The following is a 19,174-nucleotide window of genomic DNA, read 5'->3' on the forward strand; positions in this document are numbered from 1 at the left end:
GTATGCTACAGCGCGACCGTTAACGAACCGGAAACCATAACGGCGGCAAAACCCGTTGATCGCGTATGGCGGAGCAGCAGTGCGACCCCGCCCCCCTCTCGAACGGAGCTGAGCTTGGTTCGGTTCGAAAATGTCGGATTGCGTTACGGTCTGGGGCCGGAGATCCTGCGCGACCTCAGTTTCCAGATCCCGGCGCATTCGTTCCAGTTCCTCACCGGCCCGTCCGGCGCCGGCAAGACCTCGCTGCTGCGCCTGTTGTTCCTGTCGCATCGGCCGACGCGGGGCCTCGTCAATCTGTTTGGTCATGATATCTCGCAGCTCGGCAAGGACGAGATCGCCGATTTGCGCAAGCGCATCGGGATCGTGCTCCAGGATTTCCGTCTGCTCGATCACATGACGACCTATGAGAACGTCGCGCTGCCGTTCCGCGTCATGGGGCGCAGCGAGTCGAGCTATCGCAAGGAGGTGATCGATCTGTTGCGATGGGTCGGGCTCGGCGAGCGCATGGACGCGTTGCCGCCGATCCTGTCGGGCGGCGAGAAGCAACGCGCCGCGATCGCGCGCGCCGTAATCTCGCGGCCGCAGCTGTTGCTCGCGGACGAGCCGACCGGCAGCGTCGATCCGACGCTCGGACGCCGCCTGCTGCGGCTCTTCATCGAGCTCAACAAATCGGGCACCGCCGTGATCATCGCGACCCACGACATCGGGCTGATGGATCAGTACGAGGCACGGCGCCTCGTGCTGCACCAGGGACGGTTGCACGTCTATGAGTAGGACCGACGAGCGCGGCGTGCTGGTCGATCTCGGACAGGAGCGTCCGCAGCTCCCGGCCAAGGCGCGCAACATGTCGCCGATCGTGCCGCGCGCCTCGATCCACGGTCGCGCGCTGGTCGCCGTCGTCGCCATCATGACCTTCCTCGCCTCGATGACCACGGGCACGGTGCTGCTGGTCAGCGCCTCGGCCGCCGAATGGCAGTCGGACGTTGCGAGCGAGATCACCATCCAGGTTCGCCCACAGGCCGGCCGCGATCTCGAACGCGACACCGCAGCGGTGACGGAGGCGATGCGCGCGCAGGCCGGCATCGTCGAGGTCAAGCCATTCAGCAGGGAGGAGAGCGGCAAGCTGCTCGAGCCCTGGCTCGGCACCGGGCTGTCGATGGACGATCTGCCGGTGCCGCGCATGATCATCGCGCGCGTGCAGCCCGGCACCTCACTCGATCTCGGCACGTTGCGCGCGCGCGTGACCCAGGTCGCGCCGGGCGCCAGCGTCGACGATCACCGCGCCTGGATCGAGCGGATGCGCTCGATGACCAATGCCACCGTGCTCGCCGGTCTCGGCATCCTCGCGCTGGTCATCATCGCCACCATCATCTCCGTCTCGTTCGCGACCCGCGGCGCCATGGCGGCGAACCGTCCGATCGTCGAGGTGCTGCATTTCGTCGGCGCCGGCGACCGCTACATCGCCAACCACTTCCTGCGTCATTTCCTCCGGCTGGGGCTCGAGGGGGGCTTGATCGGCGGCGGTGCCGCCATGCTGGTGTTCGGCTTCTCCGAGTCGATTGCCGGCTGGTTTTCCGGTACCCCCGTGGGCGACCAGTTCGCCGCCCTGCTCGGCACTTTCTCGCTCCGGCCATCCGGCTACATCGTGCTCGCGGTCCAGGCCGTGCTGATCGGCGCCATCACCGCAGTGGCCGCGCGCCAGACGCTGTTTGCGACGTTGAATGATGTGGATTGAGCTCGCTCTTCTTCCTTCTCCCCGTGTTGGAGAGGGTGACCCAGCTCGCAGCCCGAGCGTTCGTCACATCCGCAGGACTCCACTTCGCGTCAAAACGTCATAAAATCACCTCAGGGAAGGGATCACCGACATCACATGACCTCGCCGACCGACGATCGATCGCCGAACCTGCCGCGCGGCTGGCTGCGCGCGGCATTGGTGTCGACGATTGCGTTCGCCTTCGTCGTCGCTGCGGCGGGTTTCATCGCATTCCTGTCGCAATTGCGCGGCGCCGAGATCGCGCCGGGCCGCAAGGCGGACGGCATCGTGGTCCTGACCGGCGGCTCCTCGCGGGTGTCGGATGCCATGGAGCTGCTCGCTGCCGGCTACGGCAGGCGGCTGCTGATCTCCGGCGTGCATCCGACCTCCACGGCGAACGACATCTCCCGGACCCTGCCGGAGAACCAGTCCTTCATGACCTGCTGCGTCGATCTGGACCGTACTGCGCTCTCGACCCGCGGCAATGCGGCGGAGGCGCGGCGCTGGGCCGAGGGGCGCCGCTTCCAATCGCTGATCGTGGTCACCTCGAACTATCACATGCCGCGCGCGCTGGTGGAGTTCGCCCATGCGATGCCGAAGACGACATTGATCCCGTTCGCGGTGGTCGGCGACAAATGGCGCGAGGAGCCCTGGTGGACGTCGGCGTCCACCTTGCGGCTGCTGTTGTCGGAATATGTCAAGTACGTTGCGGCCGAGCTCAGGGTCAGGCTGGAGAATTTCGGGATTGACCTTTCGCCCGAGATATCGGAGCAGCCTGCAAGCGTGCAGCCGAAGCGGCCCAACACTGCACAGGCCAACTGATTGGCAAATTAATCGGATCATCGATGTTCCTGATTTTCCTGCGCTCGCTCGTGTTCAACGTGCTGTTCTACGCCGTGCTGGTGTGCCTCGCGATCGTGGCGCTGCCGACCTTCGCATTGCCGCCGCGCGCGATGCTGACGGTGGCGCAATGGTGGGCGAAGGCGACGCTGGTCCTGATGCGGGTTGTCTGCAACATCAAGGTGGAGTTTCGCGGTGTCGAGAAGATTCCGCAGGGGCCGCTCGTGATCGTGGCGAAGCACCAGTCGTTCTGGGAAACGTTCGTGCTGCCGGGCTTCTTCGACCGGCCGATCTTCATCCTCAAGCGTCAGCTGATGCAGATCCCGGTGTTCGGTCAGTTCCTGGTCAAGACCGGAATGATCGCGATCGACCGCAATGCCGGCGTGAAGGCGCTGCTCGACATGACGCGCCGCGCGCGTGAGGCGGTGCGCAGCGGAAAGCAGCTCGTCATCTTTCCGGAAGGCACGCGCCGCGCACCGGGCGCACCGCCCGATTACAAGACCGGCTATGCGCAGATCTACTCGTCTTGCGGCGTGCCGTGCCTGCCGATCGCGCTCAACTCCGGCCTGTTCTGGCCACGCCGCACCTTCATGCGCTATCCCGGCACGCTGGTGGTGGAATTCCTCGATCCGTTGCCGCCGGGCCTGCCGAAGGACCAGTTTCTCTCCCGCGTGCAGACGGCCATCGAGGACGCGACCGGCCGTCTCGTCGACGCGGGGCGGAAAGAGCAGGAGCAATTGATCGGCTCCTCGCCGAGCTATGCTCCGTCCGAGAGCTAGCGGTTCTCTCGATCTTCGGTCGGCGCCGGCGCGTGCAGGGAATGCGCATCACCATGCAGCATCAATGCGAGCTGATGCAGCTGCGCGTCGCGAAATCCTTCGGCCTCGATCGCCTTCACCGTCGCCGTCACGTAGTCGCGGTTCGCGCCGGACTGGCCGTGGCCCTGGATGACATAGCGGTGCTGCTCGGCGAGCGACAGCCGGCCGGCATATTGGACATGGCCGCGATCGACGACATAGGCGAGCGCGGAGACGCGCTGCCGCGCATCGTTCTCCAGCCATACCGAGCGCATCACCTCGCGATAGACCGAGGTGACCTGCTCGCGCGCACGCAGGTATGCGACGACCTCAGCGCGGTTCTTCTCAGCGACGCGAAAGGCGATGCCGCGGCAGGCGCCGCCACGATCGAGCCCGAGCACCAGGCCGGGCTTCTCCGGCGTGCCGCGATGGACGAAGGAATAGACGCAGAGCGCGCGGTGCTCGCCGACCAGCCGCGCCGGGACGCGTTCGTCGAATGCGAAGCCCGGCCGCCACATCAGCGAGCCGTAGCCGAACACCCAGAGGTCGCCTTTGGCTGTGGTGACGGAGGGGAGAGTGATTTCCGACATTTCGGGCACGGCTAGCAGAACCCTGCGCCCAAGCGAAGCAATTTCTCTGCCTTTTGTCGCAGGCGCGCCTCGCTTACATTTGCCTGAATCTGGGATCAAAGGGTCGCCGCATGTCCAATATGACCGTTGCCGCAGGCCGCCGCCGCTCCCGTTGGGGCCTTTTCATCGCACCCGTTCTCGTCCTGATCCTCGCCGTCGCTTGGACCGGATTCTGGTTCTATGCGGCCTCGCAGGCCGAAATCGCCGCCGACGCCTGGCGGGCGCAGGAGGCCAAGGCCGGTCGCATCTATGATTGCGCCAAGCGCTCGATCGCCGGTTTCCCGTTCCGTTTCGAGGTCCAGTGCTCCGGCGCCAGCGTCGCCCTGGTTTCGCAGAACGCGAGCAAGACGCCGTTCACGGCGAAGCTCGACAACATCCTTGTCGTCGCCCAGGTCTACGATCCCAAGCTCGTCATCGCCGAATTCTCCGCGCCCGCGACGCTGACCGACGGCGTGACGCAAAACACCTTCGTGGTGAACTGGAGCAAGGGCCGCAGCAGCGTGGTGGGCCTCCCTGCCGTGCCGGATCGGGCCTCCATCGTGTTCGACGATCCCAGCCTCAACCGGCTCGACGGCAGCGTGCAGGTGCCGCTCGCGCGCGCCAGGCAGGTCGAACTGCACGGCCGTCTCGCGGAGGGATCGAGGTCCGACCATCCGGTCATCGAGACGACGCTTCACGTCGCGCAAGGCAGCATCCAGGGCGTTCATCCCCTGCTCGCCGAGCCGTTCGAGGCCGACACGCGCGCCAAGATCACCGGCCTCTCCGACCTCACGCCAAAGCCCTGGCCGCAGCGTTTCCGCGAGATCCAGGCCGCCGGCGGTCATATCGAGATCGTGCAGTCGCGGATCCAGCAGGGCGAGATGATCGCGATCGCGGCCGGTACGCTCGGCATCTCGGCCAACGGCCGGCTCGACGGCGAATTGCATATGACGGTGACGGGCCTCGAGCGGGTGATCCCGGCGCTCGGCATCGAGAAGATGCTGGAGGAGGGCGTGCCGCAGGCAACGCTCGATCGCGTTGCGCCCGGCGTGAAGTCGCAGGACCTCAACAATCTCTTCGGCGCGCTCGACCGGGCCGTGCCTGGCCTCGGCAAGGTGATCAAGCAGAACGCCAATGCCGGCGTCGCCGCGGGTATCAACTCGATCGGCACCGAGAGCACGCTGGAAGGCAAGAAGGCGCGCAGCTTCCCGCTGAAATTCGTCGACGGCGCCGTGCTGCTCGGCCCGGTCAAGGTCGGCCAGATCCCGCCGCTGTATTGATTGATTTTGTCGTCATTCCGGGTTCGCCCTGCGGACACCCCGGAATGACGGAGGGTTACGGCTTCTTCAGCGCCCCATGCTGCCGCCCAAAGTCCGGCGCGGCCGAATCCTGACCGATCTCGACGATGCCGCGGCGGATGGCGCGGGTGCGGGTGAAGTGGTCGAACAGCGCTTCGCCGTCGCCGCGGCGGATTGCGCGGGTGAGCTTTGCGAGGTCCTCGGTGAAGGTGCCGAGCATCTCCAGCACGGCTTCCTTGTTGGCGAGGAAGACGTCACGCCACATCGTCGGGTCGGAGGCAGCGATGCGGGTGAAATCGCGAAAACCGCCGGCGGAGAACTTGATGACCTCGGATTCCGTCACCTGCGCCAGCTCGTCGGCGGTGCCGACGATGGTGTAGGCGATCAGATGCGGCAGATGGCTCGTGATCGCGAGCACGAGATCGTGATGATCCGGCGTCATGATCTCGACCTTGGCGCCCATCGCCGCCCAGAACGCGCGCAGGCGATCGGTGGCCGCGGCATCGACCCCTTCCGGCGGGGTGAGGATGCACCAGCGGTTGATGAAGAGCTCGGCGAAGCCTGAATCCGGCCCCGAATGCTCGGTGCCCGCCACTGGGTGGGCCGGCACGAAATGAACCGACTTCGGCAGATGCGGCGCCATGTCCCTGACGATGGCGCCCTTGACCGAGCCGACGTCGGAGACAATAGCCCCGGGCTTCAGGTGCGCGGCGATCTCCTGGGCCACAGGTCCGCAGGCCCCGACGGGAATGCAGAGGATGACGAGATCGGCATCCTTCACCGCTTCCGCATTCGTTGCCACGACCTGGTCGACGATGCCGAGCTCGAGCACACGCGCGCGCGTCTTCTCCGAGCGCGCGGTGGTGACGATCTCGCCGGCCAGGCCCTGAAGCTTCGCAGCGCGCGCGATCGAGCCGCCGATCAGGCCGAAACCGATCAGCGCGACACGCTGGAAGTGCGGATCCGCGCTCATTTGCCGGCCGTGAAGTCGCGCAAGGCTTCGACCACGAGACGGTTGGCTTCCTCGGTGCCGATGGTCATGCGCAGCGAATGCGGCAGGCCGTAGTTCTTCAAGCCGCGCAGCACGAGGCCCCGCTTGGTGAGGAAGGCGTCGGCGTCGTCGGCCGTCTTGCCCTTGTCGGTCGGGAAGTGGATCAGCACGAAATTGGCGACGCTCGGCGTCACCTTCAGCCCGAGCTTGCCGATCTCCTCGGTGAGCCAATTGCGCCAGGTCTCGGTGAACTGCTTCGACATCGCCTGGTGCGCGGTGTCCTCGATCGCGGCGACCGCGGCATACATCGCCGGCGTCGACACGTTGAACGGGCCGCGGATGCGGTTGACCGCGTCGATGATGTGCTCGGGGCCGAACATCCAGCCGATGCGCAGCGCGGCGAGGCCGTGGATCTTCGAGAAAGTGTGCGTCACCACCGTGTTCTCGGTGGTGGCGACGAGCTCGATTCCCATTTCGTAATCGTTGCGGGAGACGTAGTCGCAATAGGCGGCATCGAGCACCAGCAGCACGTGCGAGGGGAGGCCGGCACGCAGCCGCTTGACCTCGTCGAACGGCACATAGGTCCCGGTCGGATTGTTGGGGTTTGCAAGCCAGACCAGCTTTGTCTTCGGCGTCACGGCTTTCAGGATGGCGTCGACGTCACAGGTGAGGTTGGTCTCCTGCGCGACCACGTTCTTGGCGCCGACCGCCATGGTCGCGATCGGGTAGACCAGGAAGCCGTGCGTGGTCGAGATCGCCTCGTCGCCGTGGCTGAGATAGGTGTGGGCGAGCAAATTGAGGATCTCGTCCGAGCCGGCGCCGCAGATGATGCGGTTGGGATCGAGTCCGAAGGAGCGGCCGATCGCCTCGCGCAGTACGCGCGAAGTGCCTTCCGGATAATCCTCCAGATGGTCCGCTACGCGCTTGAACGCCTCGATCGCCTTGGGCGAGGGCCCGAACGGCGTCTCGTTGGCGGAGAGCTTGAACACCTTGCGGCCCGGCTCGGCGACCGGACTCTTGCCGGGCGTGTAGGGCGCGATATCGAGAATGCCGGGATTCGGCACGGGGCGGGACATCTTCAACTCCGAAAATGGCGGGGCGCGGCGCGCGGTTTACGATTTCGCCCCGGTCGGGGGCACCGTATAGCGCGTTGCGTGGCTGCCGACGAGGGCCGTGGAGCGCACCGAGGCCCCCGCCTCGATCAGGGCAGCCCTGATTTTGTCGATGCTGGTCGCACCCGTGACCGAGACCAGCAATGCCGCGCCGTCGAAGGCGGTATCGGGCACCGCCACGATCTCGGCGAGCGGCGACAGGGCGCGCGCGACCTCGGCGTTCCACCCCGAGACGCGCACGCTGAAGGTCTCGACCTCCGTCACCAGGGCGCTATCGGCGACGCGCGAGATCGCGAACACCGGCAGGGCTGCAGGATGGTCGGCACGCTCGATGAAGGGCATCCGCGCGATGATCTTCGGCGCGCCGTCCGCTTCCAGCTCCAGCCACCACGGCGTGCGGCTGGACGTGGCCGAGACCAGCGCCAAATCGCCCTTGGACTTCGCCACCGCTTCGACTGCGGCCTGCGCGCTGAAATGCGCGACGTAGGGCACGGTGAATCCGAAATTGAAGCGCACGGAATCGCGCATCGCAGGCTCGCTCACCGAGACGTCGGCATGCACCGAGAACGGCGCCTGCACATAAGTGAAGGTCGAGATGATGACGCGCCAGATGCTCTCGACCGTGTCGAGCGGCAGGATGCCGCGATGACGCTGCACGAGCTCGCGCATCATGGCGGCCTCGCGCGCCGGACGGAACGCCGAGCCCACCTCCTGGGTCTGCTTCACCTGGATCAGGCGGTCGATGATGTCGCCGCGCTGCATCAGCAGGCGATGCATGCCCTCGTCGATCGCGTCGATCTCCTTGCGAAGTTCCTGCAGCGATGGTGGCGCGGGCGGACGTTGGGACATGGCTTGGACTGTCGATCGTTCCGATGGGGGATATCCTGATTAGGCAGTCGGGGCGGCGAAAGCAAAGAGAAATGACGTCCTTTTTGGCCCGCGCGACGGAGACCAATCAGCCCGATCCGGTCCGCGACTTGACGAAAACCGCCCAAGACGGTAGCGTTTGCCCGTTCCGTGGTCATTTGAGCCGGCCGGCTTGCAGCCACGTTAAAAAACTCGCTAAACAGGCCGGGGACGCTTTCGATCCCGGCCGAACCTATCGTTCAGGCCGGGTTTTTCATGGCCTGATGCAAGTGGCGATCGAGGTTCGATCGCAAACGAGGTCGATGGTCAGATGGGTGGCGTCAAGTCGATACCGAGTCCTGCGATCAGCGCTGACGAGCGGTCGCACGAGGTGGATCATCCGAGCTCGCAGGTCGCGCATTTCGGCACCGAGCAGCCGCTGCGGCTCGATTGCGGCGTAGATCTCACCCCGTTCCAGATCGCCTACCAGACCTATGGCGAGCTCAACGCCGATCGCTCCAATGCCATTCTGATCTGCCATGCGCTGACCGGCGATCAGCATGTCGCCAACGTGCATCCCGTCACCGGCAAGCCCGGCTGGTGGGAGACGCTGGTCGGCCCCGGCCGCCCCATCGATCCCAAGCATTACTTCATCATCTGCTCCAACGTGATCGGCGGCTGCATGGGCTCGACCGGGCCCGCGTCGATCAATCCTGCAACCGGCAAGGTCTGGGGCCTGGATTTCCCTGTCATCACCATCCCCGACATGGTGCGCGCGCAGGCCATGCTGATCGACCGGCTCGGCATCGACGCGCTGTTCGCGGTCGTCGGCGGCTCGATGGGGGGCATGCAGGTGCTGCAATGGACCGCCGCTTATCCTGCCCGTGTGTTCTCCGCGCTGGCGATTGCCTGCGCGACGCGGCACTCGGCGCAGAACATCGCCTTCCACGAGCTCGGCCGCCAGGCGGTGATGGCCGATCCCGACTGGCACGGCGGCGGCTATGCCGATCACGGCATCCACCCGCATCGCGGGCTCGCGGTGGCGCGCATGGCGGCGCACATCACCTATCTCTCGGATGCAGCGCTGCATCGCAAGTTCGGCCGGCGCATGCAGGACCGCGAGCTGCCGACCTTCTCGTTCGATGCCGACTTCCAGGTCGAGTCCTATCTGCGCTACCAGGGCTCCTCCTTCGTCGAGCGGTTCGATGCCAATTCCTACCTCTATCTGACGCGCGCGATGGATTATTTCGACATCGCAGCCGACCATGGCGGCGTGCTCGCGAAGGCGTTCGCCGATATCAAGACCCGCTTCTGCGTCGTCTCCTTCACCAGCGACTGGCTGTTCCCGACCTCGGAATCGCGCGCGCTGGTGCACGCGCTGAACGCTTCGAGCGCGCGGGTGTCGTTCGCCGAGATCGAGACCGATCGCGGGCATGACGCCTTTCTGCTCGACGTTCCCGAATTCTTCGACATCTCCCGCGCCTTCCTGCAATCGGCAGGCAAGGCCCGCGGACTGAAGGGTAGCTAGCATGTCGGTGCAGGAGGTCTTGCCGCTCGGCGGCGTTGCGACCGGGCAGTCCGGTGATTTTCGCGCGGATCATCGGCTGGTCGCCGAGATGGTCAAGCCGGGCTCGAAGGTGCTCGACGTCGGCTGCGGCGAGGGCGATCTGCTTCAACTGCTGGAGACCCGCGGCATCGACGGCCGCGGCATCGAGCTGTCGCGCGAGGGCGTCAACCGCTGCGTGGCCAAGGGTCTTGCTGTGGTGCAGGGCGATGCCGACACCGACCTCGTCAATTATCCGGATGACGCCTTCGACTACGTGATCCTGTCGCAGACGCTGCAGGCGACGCGGCAGCCGCGTGTCGTGCTGGAGAACCTGCTGCGCATCGGCCGCCGCGCCATCGTCTCGTTCCCGAATTTCGGCTTCTGGAAGATGCGGCTCCAGCTCCTGGTCGGCGGTCACATGCCGCGCACCGAGAACCTGCCGGCGACCTGGTACGACACCGCCAACATCCACTTCTGCACCATCAAGGATTTCGTGCAGCTCTGCGACGAGATCAACGTCAAGATGGAGCGTTCGGTCGCGCTCGATCTCTACGGCCGCCCGGTGCCGCTGAACCTGCCCTGGTGGGTGTGGAACATGTTCGGCGAGCAGGGCGTGTTTCTGCTGAGCCGCGGCGGCGGGAAATAGTCTTGCCGTCATTCCGGGGCGGCACGACGTGCCGAACTATGGTGCGCAATTGCGCACCTGAGAATCTCGAGATTCCGGGTTCGCTCTCCGAGCGCCCCCGGAATGACAGCTAGTGCGGAGCCAGCGACCTCGGATCGCGCGCCGGCCATCTTCCTGCTTCCACCAGCGTCACGAAGCGTTCCACGCTTTCGTTGAACAGCGCGGGCTCTTCGAGATTGAGCACGTGACCTGACTTCGGAAACATCGCCAGCCCCGCCGCTGGCAGATGCTTCTTCAGGAACAGGCTCGGCCCAACGCATAGATCGTCCTCGTCGCCGCAGATGATCAGCGCCGGCGTCGTCGCCTTCTTGATCGCATCCGCCATCGTGTAGATCGAGGGACGTCCGCCCTGGAAGCCGCGCATCGTGCGCGCCGATCCCTTCGCGTCATGCCGCGCCAGCGCGGCGTAGAAATCGGCGTGCCCGCGCGGATCCTTCACCAGGAAGGGAATCCGGCTCGGCGCTTCGCGCGTGACTTTTGCCACTTCCACTGATCCCAGCGTCTCGAACTGCTCGGCATTGGCGCGGCACTGCTGGCGCCAGGCGTCGAGGTTCTCGAGCTCCGAGCCGGAGCCGACGCCGGCCAGCGTCATCGACAATGCGCGCTGCGGCGCGTTCAATCCGATCTGGAGCGACGAGTAGGCGCCCATCGACAGGCCGACGAGATGCGCGCGCTCGATCCCGAGATGATCGAGCACCGCGAGCGCGTCGCTGTAGAAATGCGTGTAGCCGTAGACTTCGCCCTCGGGCACGTCCGAGGGCGTGTAGCCGCGCGCCGAATAGGTGATGCAGCGATGGCCGCGCGAGAAGTAGCGCATCTGCGGCTCCCAATTGGTGTAGTCGGCCGCGAATTCGTGCAGGAAGATGATCGGCGTGCCGCTGCCTGCTTCTTCGAAATAGAGACGGCACTTGTCCTCCGTGACGGCGTAAGGCATCGGGTTTTCTCTCTGAGGGTGTTGCGGCATTGGAATGCCGTTCTGCAGTTCACGCATGTGAGTTCTAACATCCGTTAACCTGCGCGCAAAATCTTCCAGAACGCGTCTTGATCTCGCCACATCAGGATTCTGATACGCAAAGCGGATGTCGGCCGCCGCACGGGCCGATCGGGAAGTGGGGTGTCAACGAAGGATGAAGAATGTTCGAGTTGCTTGCGTCTCGCCTGTCGCGTCGTGTTGTCGCGCTGGCGATCTTCCTCGCGGCGGTCGCCGCGTTCGTCTCTCCGGCCTCAGCGCGGCCGTATCATCGTCATAGCGCAGAGCGGCACGCTTACGTGCACCACGCCAGACATCATCATCACCGCCACCACGCACGCAGCTCGCGCTTCGAGCGCAGCGCGGCACAGCTGCAGGCGAACGGGTTCGGCAACACCTTTGCCAGCTATGATCCGAACGCCAACAGCCCAGGCATTGCCATGAGCGGCAATGGTGAAACGATCATTAGAGGCAGCGGTCGCATGGCCACGAGCGGTGTCCGTCGAATGGCCATGCGCGATGGCGATGGAATGGCCGCCAGCGCGAACGGCGGCATGGCCAGCAACGGCATGAGTGGCGGCGGCTTTGGCGGCGGATCGGGCCTCGTCTCGGAGGCGCGCCGCTATGTCGGCAGCAATCCGACCGGGCGCGGCAGTCTGTGGTGCGCGCGCTTCATGAACATGGTGCTGCAGAAGACCGGGCATCAGGGCACGGGATCCGACATGGCGAGCTCGTTCGCGCGCTACGGCACCCGCGTCTCCGGTCCGCAGGTCGGCGCCATCGCGGTGATGTCGCGTGGCAGCCGTGGCGGCCATGTCGGGGTCATCACCGGCATCGACGCGCACGGCAATCCGATCATGATCTCCGGCAACAACGGCAACCGCGTCCGCGAGGCGCCGGTCTCGCGCGGGAAGATCTATGCGTATGTGATGCCGAATTGAGGTGAGGCGCGTAGGATGGGTTGGCTGGCGGGCGCGCGAAGCGCGGTCGCTGGCGTAACCCACGCTACGGCAACGTGGCTCTCACAGCAGCTTCGGTTCTTCCACCGCAACCGCGTCGCCCACACCGATCTCGCCGCCTTCGATCACCTCGGCATAGATGCCGCAGTCCATGTGGCCGAGCGTGCGCGAGAGCGTGGGCGGGATTTCGAGATCGCGCTTGCCGGTCTCGGGATCGACGTTGGTGGCGGGGCAGCGCACGATGCGCTTGACCACCTTCAGCCGGGCCTGCCCGATCGCAAGCGTCTGGCCAACGAGATCGAGCTCCGACCAGGCCGGCCAGCCCTTCACGTAGAGATTGGCGCGGAAGCGCAGCGGATGCACGGCAACGCCGCCCAGCATGGCCTCGATGGCACGGACACTGTCGAGATTGATGATGGAGACGACCTTGCGGGCGACGTCGGAAAAGCTGTGGTCGCGGCCGGACAGAACCTTGGGCGGACCCTTCAGCTCGGGCTGAAAATTCTCCGTGAAGTAGCGCTCGATCGCGGCACGTCCGGTTGCGGTCTCCAGGTCGCCGCTGGCGACGGTCTGGCCGTCCTTGCGGATCGTCAGCACATTGGTGGCGTCGTCGAAGCGGCTGTCGAGCTGCGCCAGCCGCTCATTGCGAGCGAGCATCAGAAACTGGATTTTCGGCTTCCATTCGGGCGCGTCAGGGTCGAATCCGCTCGGGCCGTTTTCGATCGCGTAGCGGCGGTCCGCAGGGAGGGTCTGGCCGGCCCGCAAAGGGACCCGCGACAGGCGTTCGGGCGTCAGGCCCTTGATCGGGTAGCGGTAGAGGCCGGTGATCTCGGCGGTGTGGCTGGCGGACTTTGCGGTAGGGGTCATGCCGCTACTTAAGGGATTCGGCCGATCCGAGCCAACCCCGCCCACCAACGCACGAAATTGTGAAGTCGCCTCTTTCGCATCCGCAATCTGCTTCCCACATCTGCGTCAGGCCGGCGGCAACGTCGGCAAAATGCGACCGTTACCGGTTGAGAAACGTCAATGCGGTAATTGGAAACCCAATGAAGATGCCGTTTGGGGTGCCTTAGGGGCCCCGATGGCAGGCCGAGGGACAGAAAGATGAATATCGACAAATATACCGAACGCTCCAGGGGCTTCGTCCAGTCTGCGCAGTCGCTTGCGATGCGCGAGGGACACCAGCAGTTTTCCACCCTGCACGTGCTGAAGGTCCTGCTGGACGATAATGAGGGCCTCGCTTCCGGCCTGATCGACCGCGCCGGCGGCAATTCCCGTGCAATTCTGAAGGCGACCGAGGACGCCCTGAACAAGGTGCCGAAGGTCAGCGGCGGCGGCGCCGGGCAGATCTATCTGGCGCCCGAACTCGCCCGCACCTTTGATGCCGCCGAAAAGGCCGGCGAGAAGGCCGGCGACAGCTTCGTCACCGTCGAGCGGCTGCTGCTCGGGCTCACGCTGGAGAAGACCAGCGAGGCCGGCACGATCCTGAACAAGGGCGGCGTCACCCCGCAAAACCTCAACGCCGCGATCGAGGCGCTGCGCAAGGGCCGCACCGCGGACTCGGCGACGGCCGAGAACGCCTATGACGCGCTGAAGAAATATGCCCGCGACCTGACCCAGGCGGCGCGCGACGGCAAGCTCGATCCGGTCATCGGCCGTGACGAGGAGATCCGCCGCACCATCCAGGTGCTGTCGCGTCGAACCAAGAACAACCCCGTCCTGATCGGCGAGCCCGGCGTCGGCAAGACCGCCATCGCCGAGGGCCTTGCGCTGCGCATCGTCAATGGCGACGTGCCGGAGAGCCTGAAGGACAAGAAGCTGCTGTCGCTCGATCTCGGCTCGCTGATTGCCGGCGCGAAGTATCGCGGCGAGTTCGAGGAACGGCTGAAGGCCGTGCTCCAGGAGGTTACCGGCAGCGAGGGCACCTTCATCCTGTTCATCGACGAGATGCACACGCTGATCGGCGCGGGCAAGGGCGACGGCGCGATGGACGCCTCCAACCTGCTCAAGCCGGCGCTCGCCCGCGGCGAACTGCATTGCATCGGCGCGACCACGCTCGACGAGTACCAGAAGCACGTCGAGAAGGATGCCGCGCTGGCGCGGCGCTTCCAGCCGATCTTCGTCAGCGAGCCCTCGGTCGAGGACACCATCTCGATCCTGCGCGGCCTGAAGGACAAGTACGAGCAGCACCACGGCGTGCGGATCACCGATTCCGCTCTCGTGGCCGCGACGACGCTGTCCAACCGCTATATCACCGACCGCTTCCTGCCCGACAAGGCGATCGACCTCATGGACGAGGCCGCGGCGCGGTTGAAGATGCAGGTCGATTCCAAGCCGGAAGAGCTGGATTCGCTCGACCGCGAGATCATCCGGCTCAAGATCGAGCAGGAGGCGCTGAAGAAGGAAAGCGATCCCGGCTCCAAGTCCCGGCTCCAGACCCTGGAGAAGGACCTCGCCGAGCTCGAGGAGAAGTCGGCTGCGCTGACGGCGCGCTGGAGCGCGGAGAAGAACAAGCTCTCCGATGCCCAGAAGCTGAAGGCCGAGCTCGACGGCTTGCGTGTCGAGCTCGCCAATGCACAGCGTCGCGGCGAATTCCAGAAGGCCGGCGAGCTGGCCTATGGCCGGATCCCCGAGCTCGAGAGGCAGCTTGCGGATATCGAGGCGCGCGAAAGCTCCGGCGAGATGATGGAGGAGGCGGTCACCGCCAACCACATCGCGCAGGTTGTCTCGCGCTGGACCGGCGTGCCCGTGGACAAGATGCTGGAGGGCGAGAAGGAGAAGCTCCTGAAGATGGAGGAGCAGCTCGGCAGGCGCGTCGTCGGCCAGGCCGAGGCCGTGCGCGCGGTCGCAACCGCCGTGCGCCGCTCGCGCGCGGGCCTGCAGGACCCGAACCGTCCGACCGGCTCATTCATGTTCCTGGGGCCCACCGGCGTCGGCAAGACCGAGCTGACCAAGGCGCTCGCGGAGTACCTGTTCAACGACGAGACCGCGATGGTCCGCCTCGACATGTCCGAATACATGGAGAAGCATTCGGTCTCGCGGCTGATCGGCGCGCCTCCGGGCTATGTCGGCTATGACGAGGGTGGCGCGCTCACCGAAGCGGTGCGACGCCGGCCTTACCAGGTGGTGCTGTTCGACGAGATCGAGAAGGCGCATCCCGACGTCTTCAACGTCCTGTTGCAGGTGCTCGACGACGGCCGCCTGACCGACGGCCAGGGCCGCACCGTCGACTTCCGCAACACGCTGATCATCATGACCTCGAACCTCGGTTCGGAGTATCTGGTGAACCAGCCGGAGGGCGAGGACACCTCGGCCGTGCGCGAGCAGGTGATGGGAATGGTGCGGGCGCACTTCCGCCCCGAATTCCTCAACCGCGTCGACGAGATCATCCTGTTCCACCGCCTGCAGCGCAGCGAGATGGGCCGGATCGTCGAGATCCAGTTCGCGCGGCTGCAGAAGCTGCTCACCGACCGCAAGATCGTCCTGAGCCTCGACACGGCCGGCCGCGACTGGCTCGCCGCCAAGGGCTGGGATCCCGCCTATGGCGCAAGGCCGCTCAAGCGCGTGATCCAGCGCCATCTCCAGGATCCGCTCGCCGAGATGATCCTGGCCGGCGACGTCAGGGACGGCGATGCCGTTGCCATCTCGTCCGAAGGCAACGTGCTCACCTTCAACGGCAAGGCGCCGCAGACCGCCGAGATTGCCCAGTTCGAGGCGCCGGTGGCGAAGCGGAAGCTGAACTGATGAAGTAAACGCCCTCCGCGCCAAACGCGCGGAGGGCTTTTTTCAATCTGCGAAGAAGGCGTCCACCACGGCCTGATCGCGGTCGTAGACCCAGCATTCGCTCAGCAGGCCTTCACGCACGGCATAGACCAGCAACCGTTCCAGTTCAGCCGTGCGACCGTCCCGGCTGAATGATTCCCGTGCGAGAATGGCGCCGCGCCGCGGCCCGGCCATCACCTCATCGATGCCGAGAAGTTTTCGGTTGGAGCGGCGTGCGACCTCGGCCAGAGTGGCAAGCGCGGCCGCCTTGCCATGGTGAGTGCCGGAGAGCGGGTTATGGCCGGCATAGTGCAGCACGAATTCATCGTGGTAGCAGGCGGCGATCGCGGCGCGGTCACCGGCCTGCCAGGCGGCCGCGTAGCGCGTGACGGCGGCGCGGATCGCGGCGATTTGTGCGGCGTCATCCGCCAGAACTTTCTCCATCGATATAATCTCCCGGGTCCTCGGCAGCGTGGTGCCGGTGCGCTATGATAGGGCATGATCTCGCCACCCGGCTTTCAGGAACTGGCTATCGGCACGCCGCCCAGCGGCGGGCCGAAGAAGGCGCGGATGCTCGATTGGGACGCGCGGGTGCTCTATCTCGGTCCGGCCTTCGGATTGACACCCCACCGCAATGCAGCCGGCGTGCTGGCCGTGGCGCTCGACCGGGCGATAGGCGTAGCTGACCATCCGAGGGCACGCTCACCGTCTTATCGCCAGACCCGCAGCGTGCTGATCATGCCCAACAATCTGCACCATCTCCGCGTCGATGCCGGACGGATGGCCTTCCTCTATGTCGATCCCCTCGGGCGCGATATCGAGGCGCTTCGCTCACGAATGAAGGATGTCGGGTCGAGGGCCGCGTTCGACATGATCGACGAGAGGTCGGTGGTCGCGCTGTTTGGCGACATCGCGGATCGACGCCTCGCAGCCGAGGACGCGCGGCAAGCAGCCCGCGACATGCTTGGGATTGGATCAAGTGCGCAGCCGGATGCGAGAATTGCCGCCGCCATCAAGCGGATGCGCGAGGAGCCCGGCGGTTCGCACACGCTTGTTGAACTCGGCCGCAAGGCCGGGCTTTCGTCCTCGCGCTTCCTGCATCTGTTCAAGGACGTCACGGGTGTGCCGCTCCGCCGCTATCGGATCTGGTCCCGGATCGGCGCTGCCGCGCGGGCGGTCGCACAAGGCCAATCGCTGACCGAGGCCGCGCATGGCGCCGGCTTTTCCAGCTCCGCGCATTTCAGCACGGCCTTTCGCGACATGTTCGGTATGATGCCGTCGGAATTGTTCGCACGGTTGCGCGCGGGATAACGTCTGCAGCGTGCCGCTGCAGTGCCTCAAAGCCCTCTCCGCCGGCGCGGAGAGGGCTCTCGCTTTTGCGGGGGAGGCTGGATCGTCGCAGTGTTGTGTCGTTGAAAAGCCACACGCACTGCGGTTATCCGCTCTGGCTGTAAATTGGTATTGAACAACCATAAGATATGTTGTCATAATTCCATCTTGGTTGGCGCGGCGGTCCCGCGGACGCGAGTTCAAGGAATTCACGCGAGTCTTTGAGCAACCGACAATTTTAGACTGAGCTCGCAATTTCGAGCTGTGATGATTGAACGCCACAGGCAATTTTTGTTGTGTTTTGCGTGGAGGGGCGTCGGTGTTGACCGTTAGTTTGCTGGGGGCCAGCCGGGTTGCGCGCGGTAACGAGCAGATTTGGTTGGATCTCGGTCCAGCAGGACGGAGATTGGCCGGCTTCCTTTTCACATTTCCGGACCGTCCGCACCGTCGCGAGCGACTCATCGACCTGTTTTGGCCGGAGCTCGATACGGATAGGGGACGCCGAACCGTGAACTCTGCGATCTGGCGCTTGCGAAAGCTGCTCGCGTCGGCTCCGGAGTACAGAGAGGGCTATGGCCTCAGAACCGTCGGCTCGGAGACCATTCTCGAGAGGACGTCTTGGCTGGACGTCGACACCTGGGCTCTGCTTGAAGCGGCACAGGCGGCTCTCAAGGGTGTTGAGGCGCAGGTGGATCCTTCCACGATGAAGCAGGTTCTCGCCGTCCTGTACCGTTACGAGGGGCCGTTCCTGGACGGCGAAGACGCTGACTGGATACTGGAGGAGCGCGAGCGATTGCATTCCCTTTTTGTGCAGTCGGCGATGACCATCGTTCGTCACCTGGGGCTTTGTGGCCATTATCATGATGCGATCCTGCTCGCCCGTCACGCGCTGCGCTTCGATCCCTATCGCGAGGAACTGGTTCGGCATCTCCTGACTTTGCTTGCACTCGATGAGAGGCGTATCGACGCCATCAGGTACTACGATCATTGGATCGCCATGATCCAGCAGGAGCTGGGAATTTCTCCGCTTCCGGCGACACGTGCGATCATTGACGAGATCAGGAATCTGCATAACGCCGATGACGCCCAGCATTTGCGCGTACGGTTGATGAGCCGCGACGAGAGGCGGCGCGCTGTAAACTAGCGCCGCAGTCCCGATTCCATCTGACTTCGCAACCTGACAAGGCTTGGCCTGACCATGGCCGGGCAGGGCTCTGCCTTGCCCGGCCGCATCGTGATTCTGCCGTGATCGCGGCGCGATCGCTGCGGAATTCTCGCCGCAAGCCGCCGTGACGAGACGGCGACCATCCCGGAACGATCGCGCAATTCTCCCGAATTCGCACCATGCGACGCTCGGCCCATGAGCTCACAACAGCCGCTCTCGGATCAGGTTTTCATTCTGCGCTTCTGGCGGGAAACCGCCGGTGGCAGCGGAGATGACGGTTGGCGGGTCCTTGTCCGCAATATCAATACGCGGCGGCGCGATGTGGTCGACGACGTGCAACGCGCTTTCGCAATCGTCACCGCCAATCTGAACGTGGCGGCGGAGGCACATGAAGAGCAGGCGCCCAGGGACGTCGGTCCGTCAACATCCGAAAAGTGAGAGGTACGCCGTGCGCAAGATCGATCACACAACGAGGCCACAGCTGTCATCCACGCGATGCTTCCATGGCCGGGA

At 65.1% G+C, this 19,174-nt stretch carries 19 protein-coding genes, 1 pseudogene and 1 riboswitch; of the genes and pseudogenes, 12 read left to right on the plus strand and 8 right to left on the minus strand.

The window, feature by feature from the left end:
* Positions 1 to 114: 114 nt before the first annotated feature.
* The 4 genes from ftsE (at position 115) to RX330_RS04425 (ending at position 3,372) form a co-directional block, all read left to right on the plus strand.
* Positions 115 to 774 (plus strand): cell division ATP-binding protein FtsE, encoded by a 660-nt coding sequence (ftsE, locus tag RX330_RS04410; protein WP_063694655.1) that lies wholly within the window; start codon positions 115 to 117, stop codon positions 772 to 774.
* The gene (locus RX330_RS04415; protein WP_212079822.1) at positions 767 to 1,735 is read left to right on the plus strand and encodes a cell division protein FtsX; all 969 of its coding nucleotides are present in this window, start codon (positions 767 to 769) and stop codon (positions 1,733 to 1,735) included. Before ftsE ends, RX330_RS04415 begins: the two co-directional genes overlap by 8 nt.
* Positions 1,736 to 1,870: 135 nt before the next feature.
* A complete protein-coding gene (locus RX330_RS04420) occupies positions 1,871 to 2,575 on the plus strand; it encodes a YdcF family protein (RefSeq protein ID WP_212079823.1) in 705 nt (234 codons plus the stop codon).
* Positions 2,576 to 2,598: 23 nt separating this feature from the next.
* Positions 2,599 to 3,372 carry a lysophospholipid acyltransferase family protein gene (locus RX330_RS04425; RefSeq protein WP_317242191.1) on the plus strand — a complete coding sequence of 258 codons (774 nt, stop codon included), beginning with the start codon at positions 2,599 to 2,601 and terminating at the stop codon, positions 3,370 to 3,372.
* On the opposite strand, the gene RX330_RS04430 is transcribed toward RX330_RS04425, so the two are convergent.
* On the minus strand, positions 3,369 to 3,980 hold the full coding sequence (locus RX330_RS04430) for a gamma-glutamylcyclotransferase (protein WP_212079826.1): 612 nt from the start codon (positions 3,978 to 3,980) through the stop codon (positions 3,369 to 3,371). The genes RX330_RS04425 and RX330_RS04430 overlap by 4 nt on opposite strands.
* Positions 3,981 to 4,090: 110 nt before the next feature.
* On the opposite strand from RX330_RS04430, the gene RX330_RS04435 reads away from it, so the two are divergent.
* Positions 4,091 to 5,278, plus strand: coding sequence for a DUF2125 domain-containing protein (locus RX330_RS04435; protein WP_212079828.1), 1,188 nt, complete (start codon positions 4,091 to 4,093; stop codon positions 5,276 to 5,278).
* Positions 5,279 to 5,333: 55 nt separating this feature from the next.
* On the opposite strand, the gene RX330_RS04440 is transcribed toward RX330_RS04435, so the two are convergent.
* The 3 genes from RX330_RS04440 to RX330_RS04450 are packed head-to-tail and all read right to left on the minus strand — an operon-like array spanning position 5,334 to position 8,248.
* The gene (locus tag RX330_RS04440; RefSeq protein ID WP_317242192.1) at positions 5,334 to 6,269 is read right to left on the minus strand and encodes a prephenate/arogenate dehydrogenase family protein; all 936 of its coding nucleotides are present in this window, start codon (positions 6,267 to 6,269) and stop codon (positions 5,334 to 5,336) included.
* Entirely contained in the window at positions 6,266 to 7,363 is a 1,098-nt protein-coding gene (hisC, locus tag RX330_RS04445; RefSeq protein ID WP_317242193.1) for a histidinol-phosphate transaminase, read from the minus strand. Before hisC ends, RX330_RS04440 begins: the two co-directional genes overlap by 4 nt.
* Positions 7,364 to 7,399: 36 nt before the next feature.
* Positions 7,400 to 8,248 (minus strand): chorismate mutase, encoded by an 849-nt coding sequence (locus tag RX330_RS04450; protein WP_212079831.1) that lies wholly within the window; start codon positions 8,246 to 8,248, stop codon positions 7,400 to 7,402.
* Positions 8,249 to 8,406: 158 nt separating this feature from the next.
* A riboswitch (SAM riboswitch) is annotated at positions 8,407 to 8,486 on the plus strand.
* Between the two features lie 90 nt (positions 8,487 to 8,576).
* Between RX330_RS04450 and RX330_RS04455 the strand changes: the two genes are divergently transcribed.
* The gene (locus RX330_RS04455) at positions 8,577 to 9,773 is read left to right on the plus strand and encodes a homoserine O-acetyltransferase MetX (RefSeq protein WP_212079833.1); all 1,197 of its coding nucleotides are present in this window, start codon (positions 8,577 to 8,579) and stop codon (positions 9,771 to 9,773) included.
* A gap of 1 nt (position 9,774) precedes the next feature.
* Positions 9,775 to 10,437, plus strand: a complete 663-nt coding sequence (gene metW, locus RX330_RS04460; RefSeq protein WP_212079835.1) for a methionine biosynthesis protein MetW — start codon at positions 9,775 to 9,777, stop codon at positions 10,435 to 10,437.
* Between the two features lie 109 nt (positions 10,438 to 10,546).
* Here metW and RX330_RS04465 read toward each other — a convergent pair whose 3' ends face one another.
* Positions 10,547 to 11,410, minus strand: a complete 864-nt coding sequence (locus RX330_RS04465) for an alpha/beta fold hydrolase (RefSeq protein WP_317242194.1) — start codon at positions 11,408 to 11,410, stop codon at positions 10,547 to 10,549.
* Positions 11,411 to 11,484: 74 nt separating this feature from the next.
* Positions 11,485 to 11,622, minus strand: a pseudogene (locus tag RX330_RS35680) (hypothetical protein); the annotation flags it as partial.
* Between RX330_RS35680 and RX330_RS04470 the strand changes: the two are divergent.
* On the plus strand, positions 11,611 to 12,387 hold the full coding sequence (locus RX330_RS04470; RefSeq protein WP_317242195.1) for a TIGR02594 family protein: 777 nt from the start codon (positions 11,611 to 11,613) through the stop codon (positions 12,385 to 12,387). The pseudogene RX330_RS35680 and the gene RX330_RS04470 sit on opposite strands and share 12 nt — an antisense overlap.
* A gap of 81 nt (positions 12,388 to 12,468) precedes the next feature.
* Here RX330_RS04470 and RX330_RS04475 read toward each other — a convergent pair whose 3' ends face one another.
* Positions 12,469 to 13,272, minus strand: coding sequence for an MOSC domain-containing protein (locus tag RX330_RS04475; RefSeq protein WP_212079838.1), 804 nt, complete (start codon positions 13,270 to 13,272; stop codon positions 12,469 to 12,471).
* A gap of 237 nt (positions 13,273 to 13,509) precedes the next feature.
* Here RX330_RS04475 and clpB point away from each other — a divergent pair, with 237 nt between their 5' ends.
* Complete coding sequence (clpB, locus tag RX330_RS04480) at positions 13,510 to 16,149, plus strand: ATP-dependent chaperone ClpB (RefSeq protein WP_212079839.1); 2,640 nt, start codon at positions 13,510 to 13,512, stop codon at positions 16,147 to 16,149.
* Between the two features lie 42 nt (positions 16,150 to 16,191).
* Here clpB and RX330_RS04485 read toward each other — a convergent pair whose 3' ends face one another.
* Positions 16,192 to 16,611 carry a nuclear transport factor 2 family protein gene (locus RX330_RS04485; RefSeq protein ID WP_212079840.1) on the minus strand — a complete coding sequence of 140 codons (420 nt, stop codon included), beginning with the start codon at positions 16,609 to 16,611 and terminating at the stop codon, positions 16,192 to 16,194.
* A 54-nt stretch (positions 16,612 to 16,665) separates the two neighbouring features.
* On the opposite strand from RX330_RS04485, the gene RX330_RS04490 reads away from it, so the two are divergent.
* From RX330_RS04490 to RX330_RS04500, 3 genes are all read left to right on the plus strand, one after another.
* Complete coding sequence (locus tag RX330_RS04490) at positions 16,666 to 17,478, plus strand: helix-turn-helix domain-containing protein (RefSeq protein ID WP_317242196.1); 813 nt, start codon at positions 16,666 to 16,668, stop codon at positions 17,476 to 17,478.
* A gap of 337 nt (positions 17,479 to 17,815) precedes the next feature.
* The gene (locus tag RX330_RS04495; protein ID WP_317242197.1) at positions 17,816 to 18,640 is read left to right on the plus strand and encodes a BTAD domain-containing putative transcriptional regulator; all 825 of its coding nucleotides are present in this window, start codon (positions 17,816 to 17,818) and stop codon (positions 18,638 to 18,640) included.
* 216 nt (positions 18,641 to 18,856) lie between these two features.
* Positions 18,857 to 19,099: a hypothetical protein gene (locus RX330_RS04500; RefSeq protein ID WP_317242198.1), complete on the plus strand. Its 243-nt coding sequence runs from the start codon at positions 18,857 to 18,859 to the stop codon at positions 19,097 to 19,099.
* The last annotated feature ends 75 nt before the right edge of the window (positions 19,100 to 19,174 follow it).

The sequence above is a fragment of the Bradyrhizobium sp. NDS-1 genome (assembly GCF_032918005.1).
In the GTDB taxonomy this organism is placed as follows: domain Bacteria; phylum Pseudomonadota; class Alphaproteobacteria; order Rhizobiales; family Xanthobacteraceae; genus Bradyrhizobium; species Bradyrhizobium tunisiense.

Bases quoted from the DNA above. Each gene is read 5' to 3' on its own strand.
- RX330_RS04415 (WP_212079822.1), top strand. From the start codon at position 767: ATGAGTAGGACCGACGAGCGCGGCGTGCTGGTCGATCTCGGACAGGAG.
- RX330_RS04420 (WP_212079823.1), top strand. From the start codon at position 1,871: ATGACCTCGCCGACCGACGATCGATCGCCGAACCTGCCGCGCGGCTGG.
- RX330_RS04425 (WP_317242191.1), top strand. From the start codon at position 2,599: ATGTTCCTGATTTTCCTGCGCTCGCTCGTGTTCAACGTGCTGTTCTAC.
- RX330_RS04430 (WP_212079826.1), bottom strand. From the start codon at position 3,980: ATGTCGGAAATCACTCTCCCCTCCGTCACCACAGCCAAAGGCGACCTC.
- RX330_RS04435 (WP_212079828.1), top strand. From the start codon at position 4,091: ATGTCCAATATGACCGTTGCCGCAGGCCGCCGCCGCTCCCGTTGGGGC.
- RX330_RS04440 (WP_317242192.1), bottom strand. From the start codon at position 6,269: ATGAGCGCGGATCCGCACTTCCAGCGTGTCGCGCTGATCGGTTTCGGC.
- hisC (WP_317242193.1), bottom strand. From the start codon at position 7,363: ATGTCCCGCCCCGTGCCGAATCCCGGCATTCTCGATATCGCGCCCTAC.
- RX330_RS04450 (WP_212079831.1), bottom strand. From the start codon at position 8,248: ATGTCCCAACGTCCGCCCGCGCCACCATCGCTGCAGGAACTTCGCAAG.
- RX330_RS04455 (WP_212079833.1), top strand. From the start codon at position 8,577: ATGGGTGGCGTCAAGTCGATACCGAGTCCTGCGATCAGCGCTGACGAG.
- metW (WP_212079835.1), top strand. From the start codon at position 9,775: ATGTCGGTGCAGGAGGTCTTGCCGCTCGGCGGCGTTGCGACCGGGCAG.
- RX330_RS04465 (WP_317242194.1), bottom strand. From the start codon at position 11,410: ATGCCTTACGCCGTCACGGAGGACAAGTGCCGTCTCTATTTCGAAGAA.
- RX330_RS04470 (WP_317242195.1), top strand. From the start codon at position 11,611: ATGTTCGAGTTGCTTGCGTCTCGCCTGTCGCGTCGTGTTGTCGCGCTG.
- RX330_RS04475 (WP_212079838.1), bottom strand. From the start codon at position 13,272: ATGACCCCTACCGCAAAGTCCGCCAGCCACACCGCCGAGATCACCGGC.
- clpB (WP_212079839.1), top strand. From the start codon at position 13,510: ATGAATATCGACAAATATACCGAACGCTCCAGGGGCTTCGTCCAGTCT.
- RX330_RS04485 (WP_212079840.1), bottom strand. From the start codon at position 16,611: ATGGAGAAAGTTCTGGCGGATGACGCCGCACAAATCGCCGCGATCCGC.
- RX330_RS04490 (WP_317242196.1), top strand. From the start codon at position 16,666: ATGATCTCGCCACCCGGCTTTCAGGAACTGGCTATCGGCACGCCGCCC.
- RX330_RS04500 (WP_317242198.1), top strand. From the start codon at position 18,857: ATGAGCTCACAACAGCCGCTCTCGGATCAGGTTTTCATTCTGCGCTTC.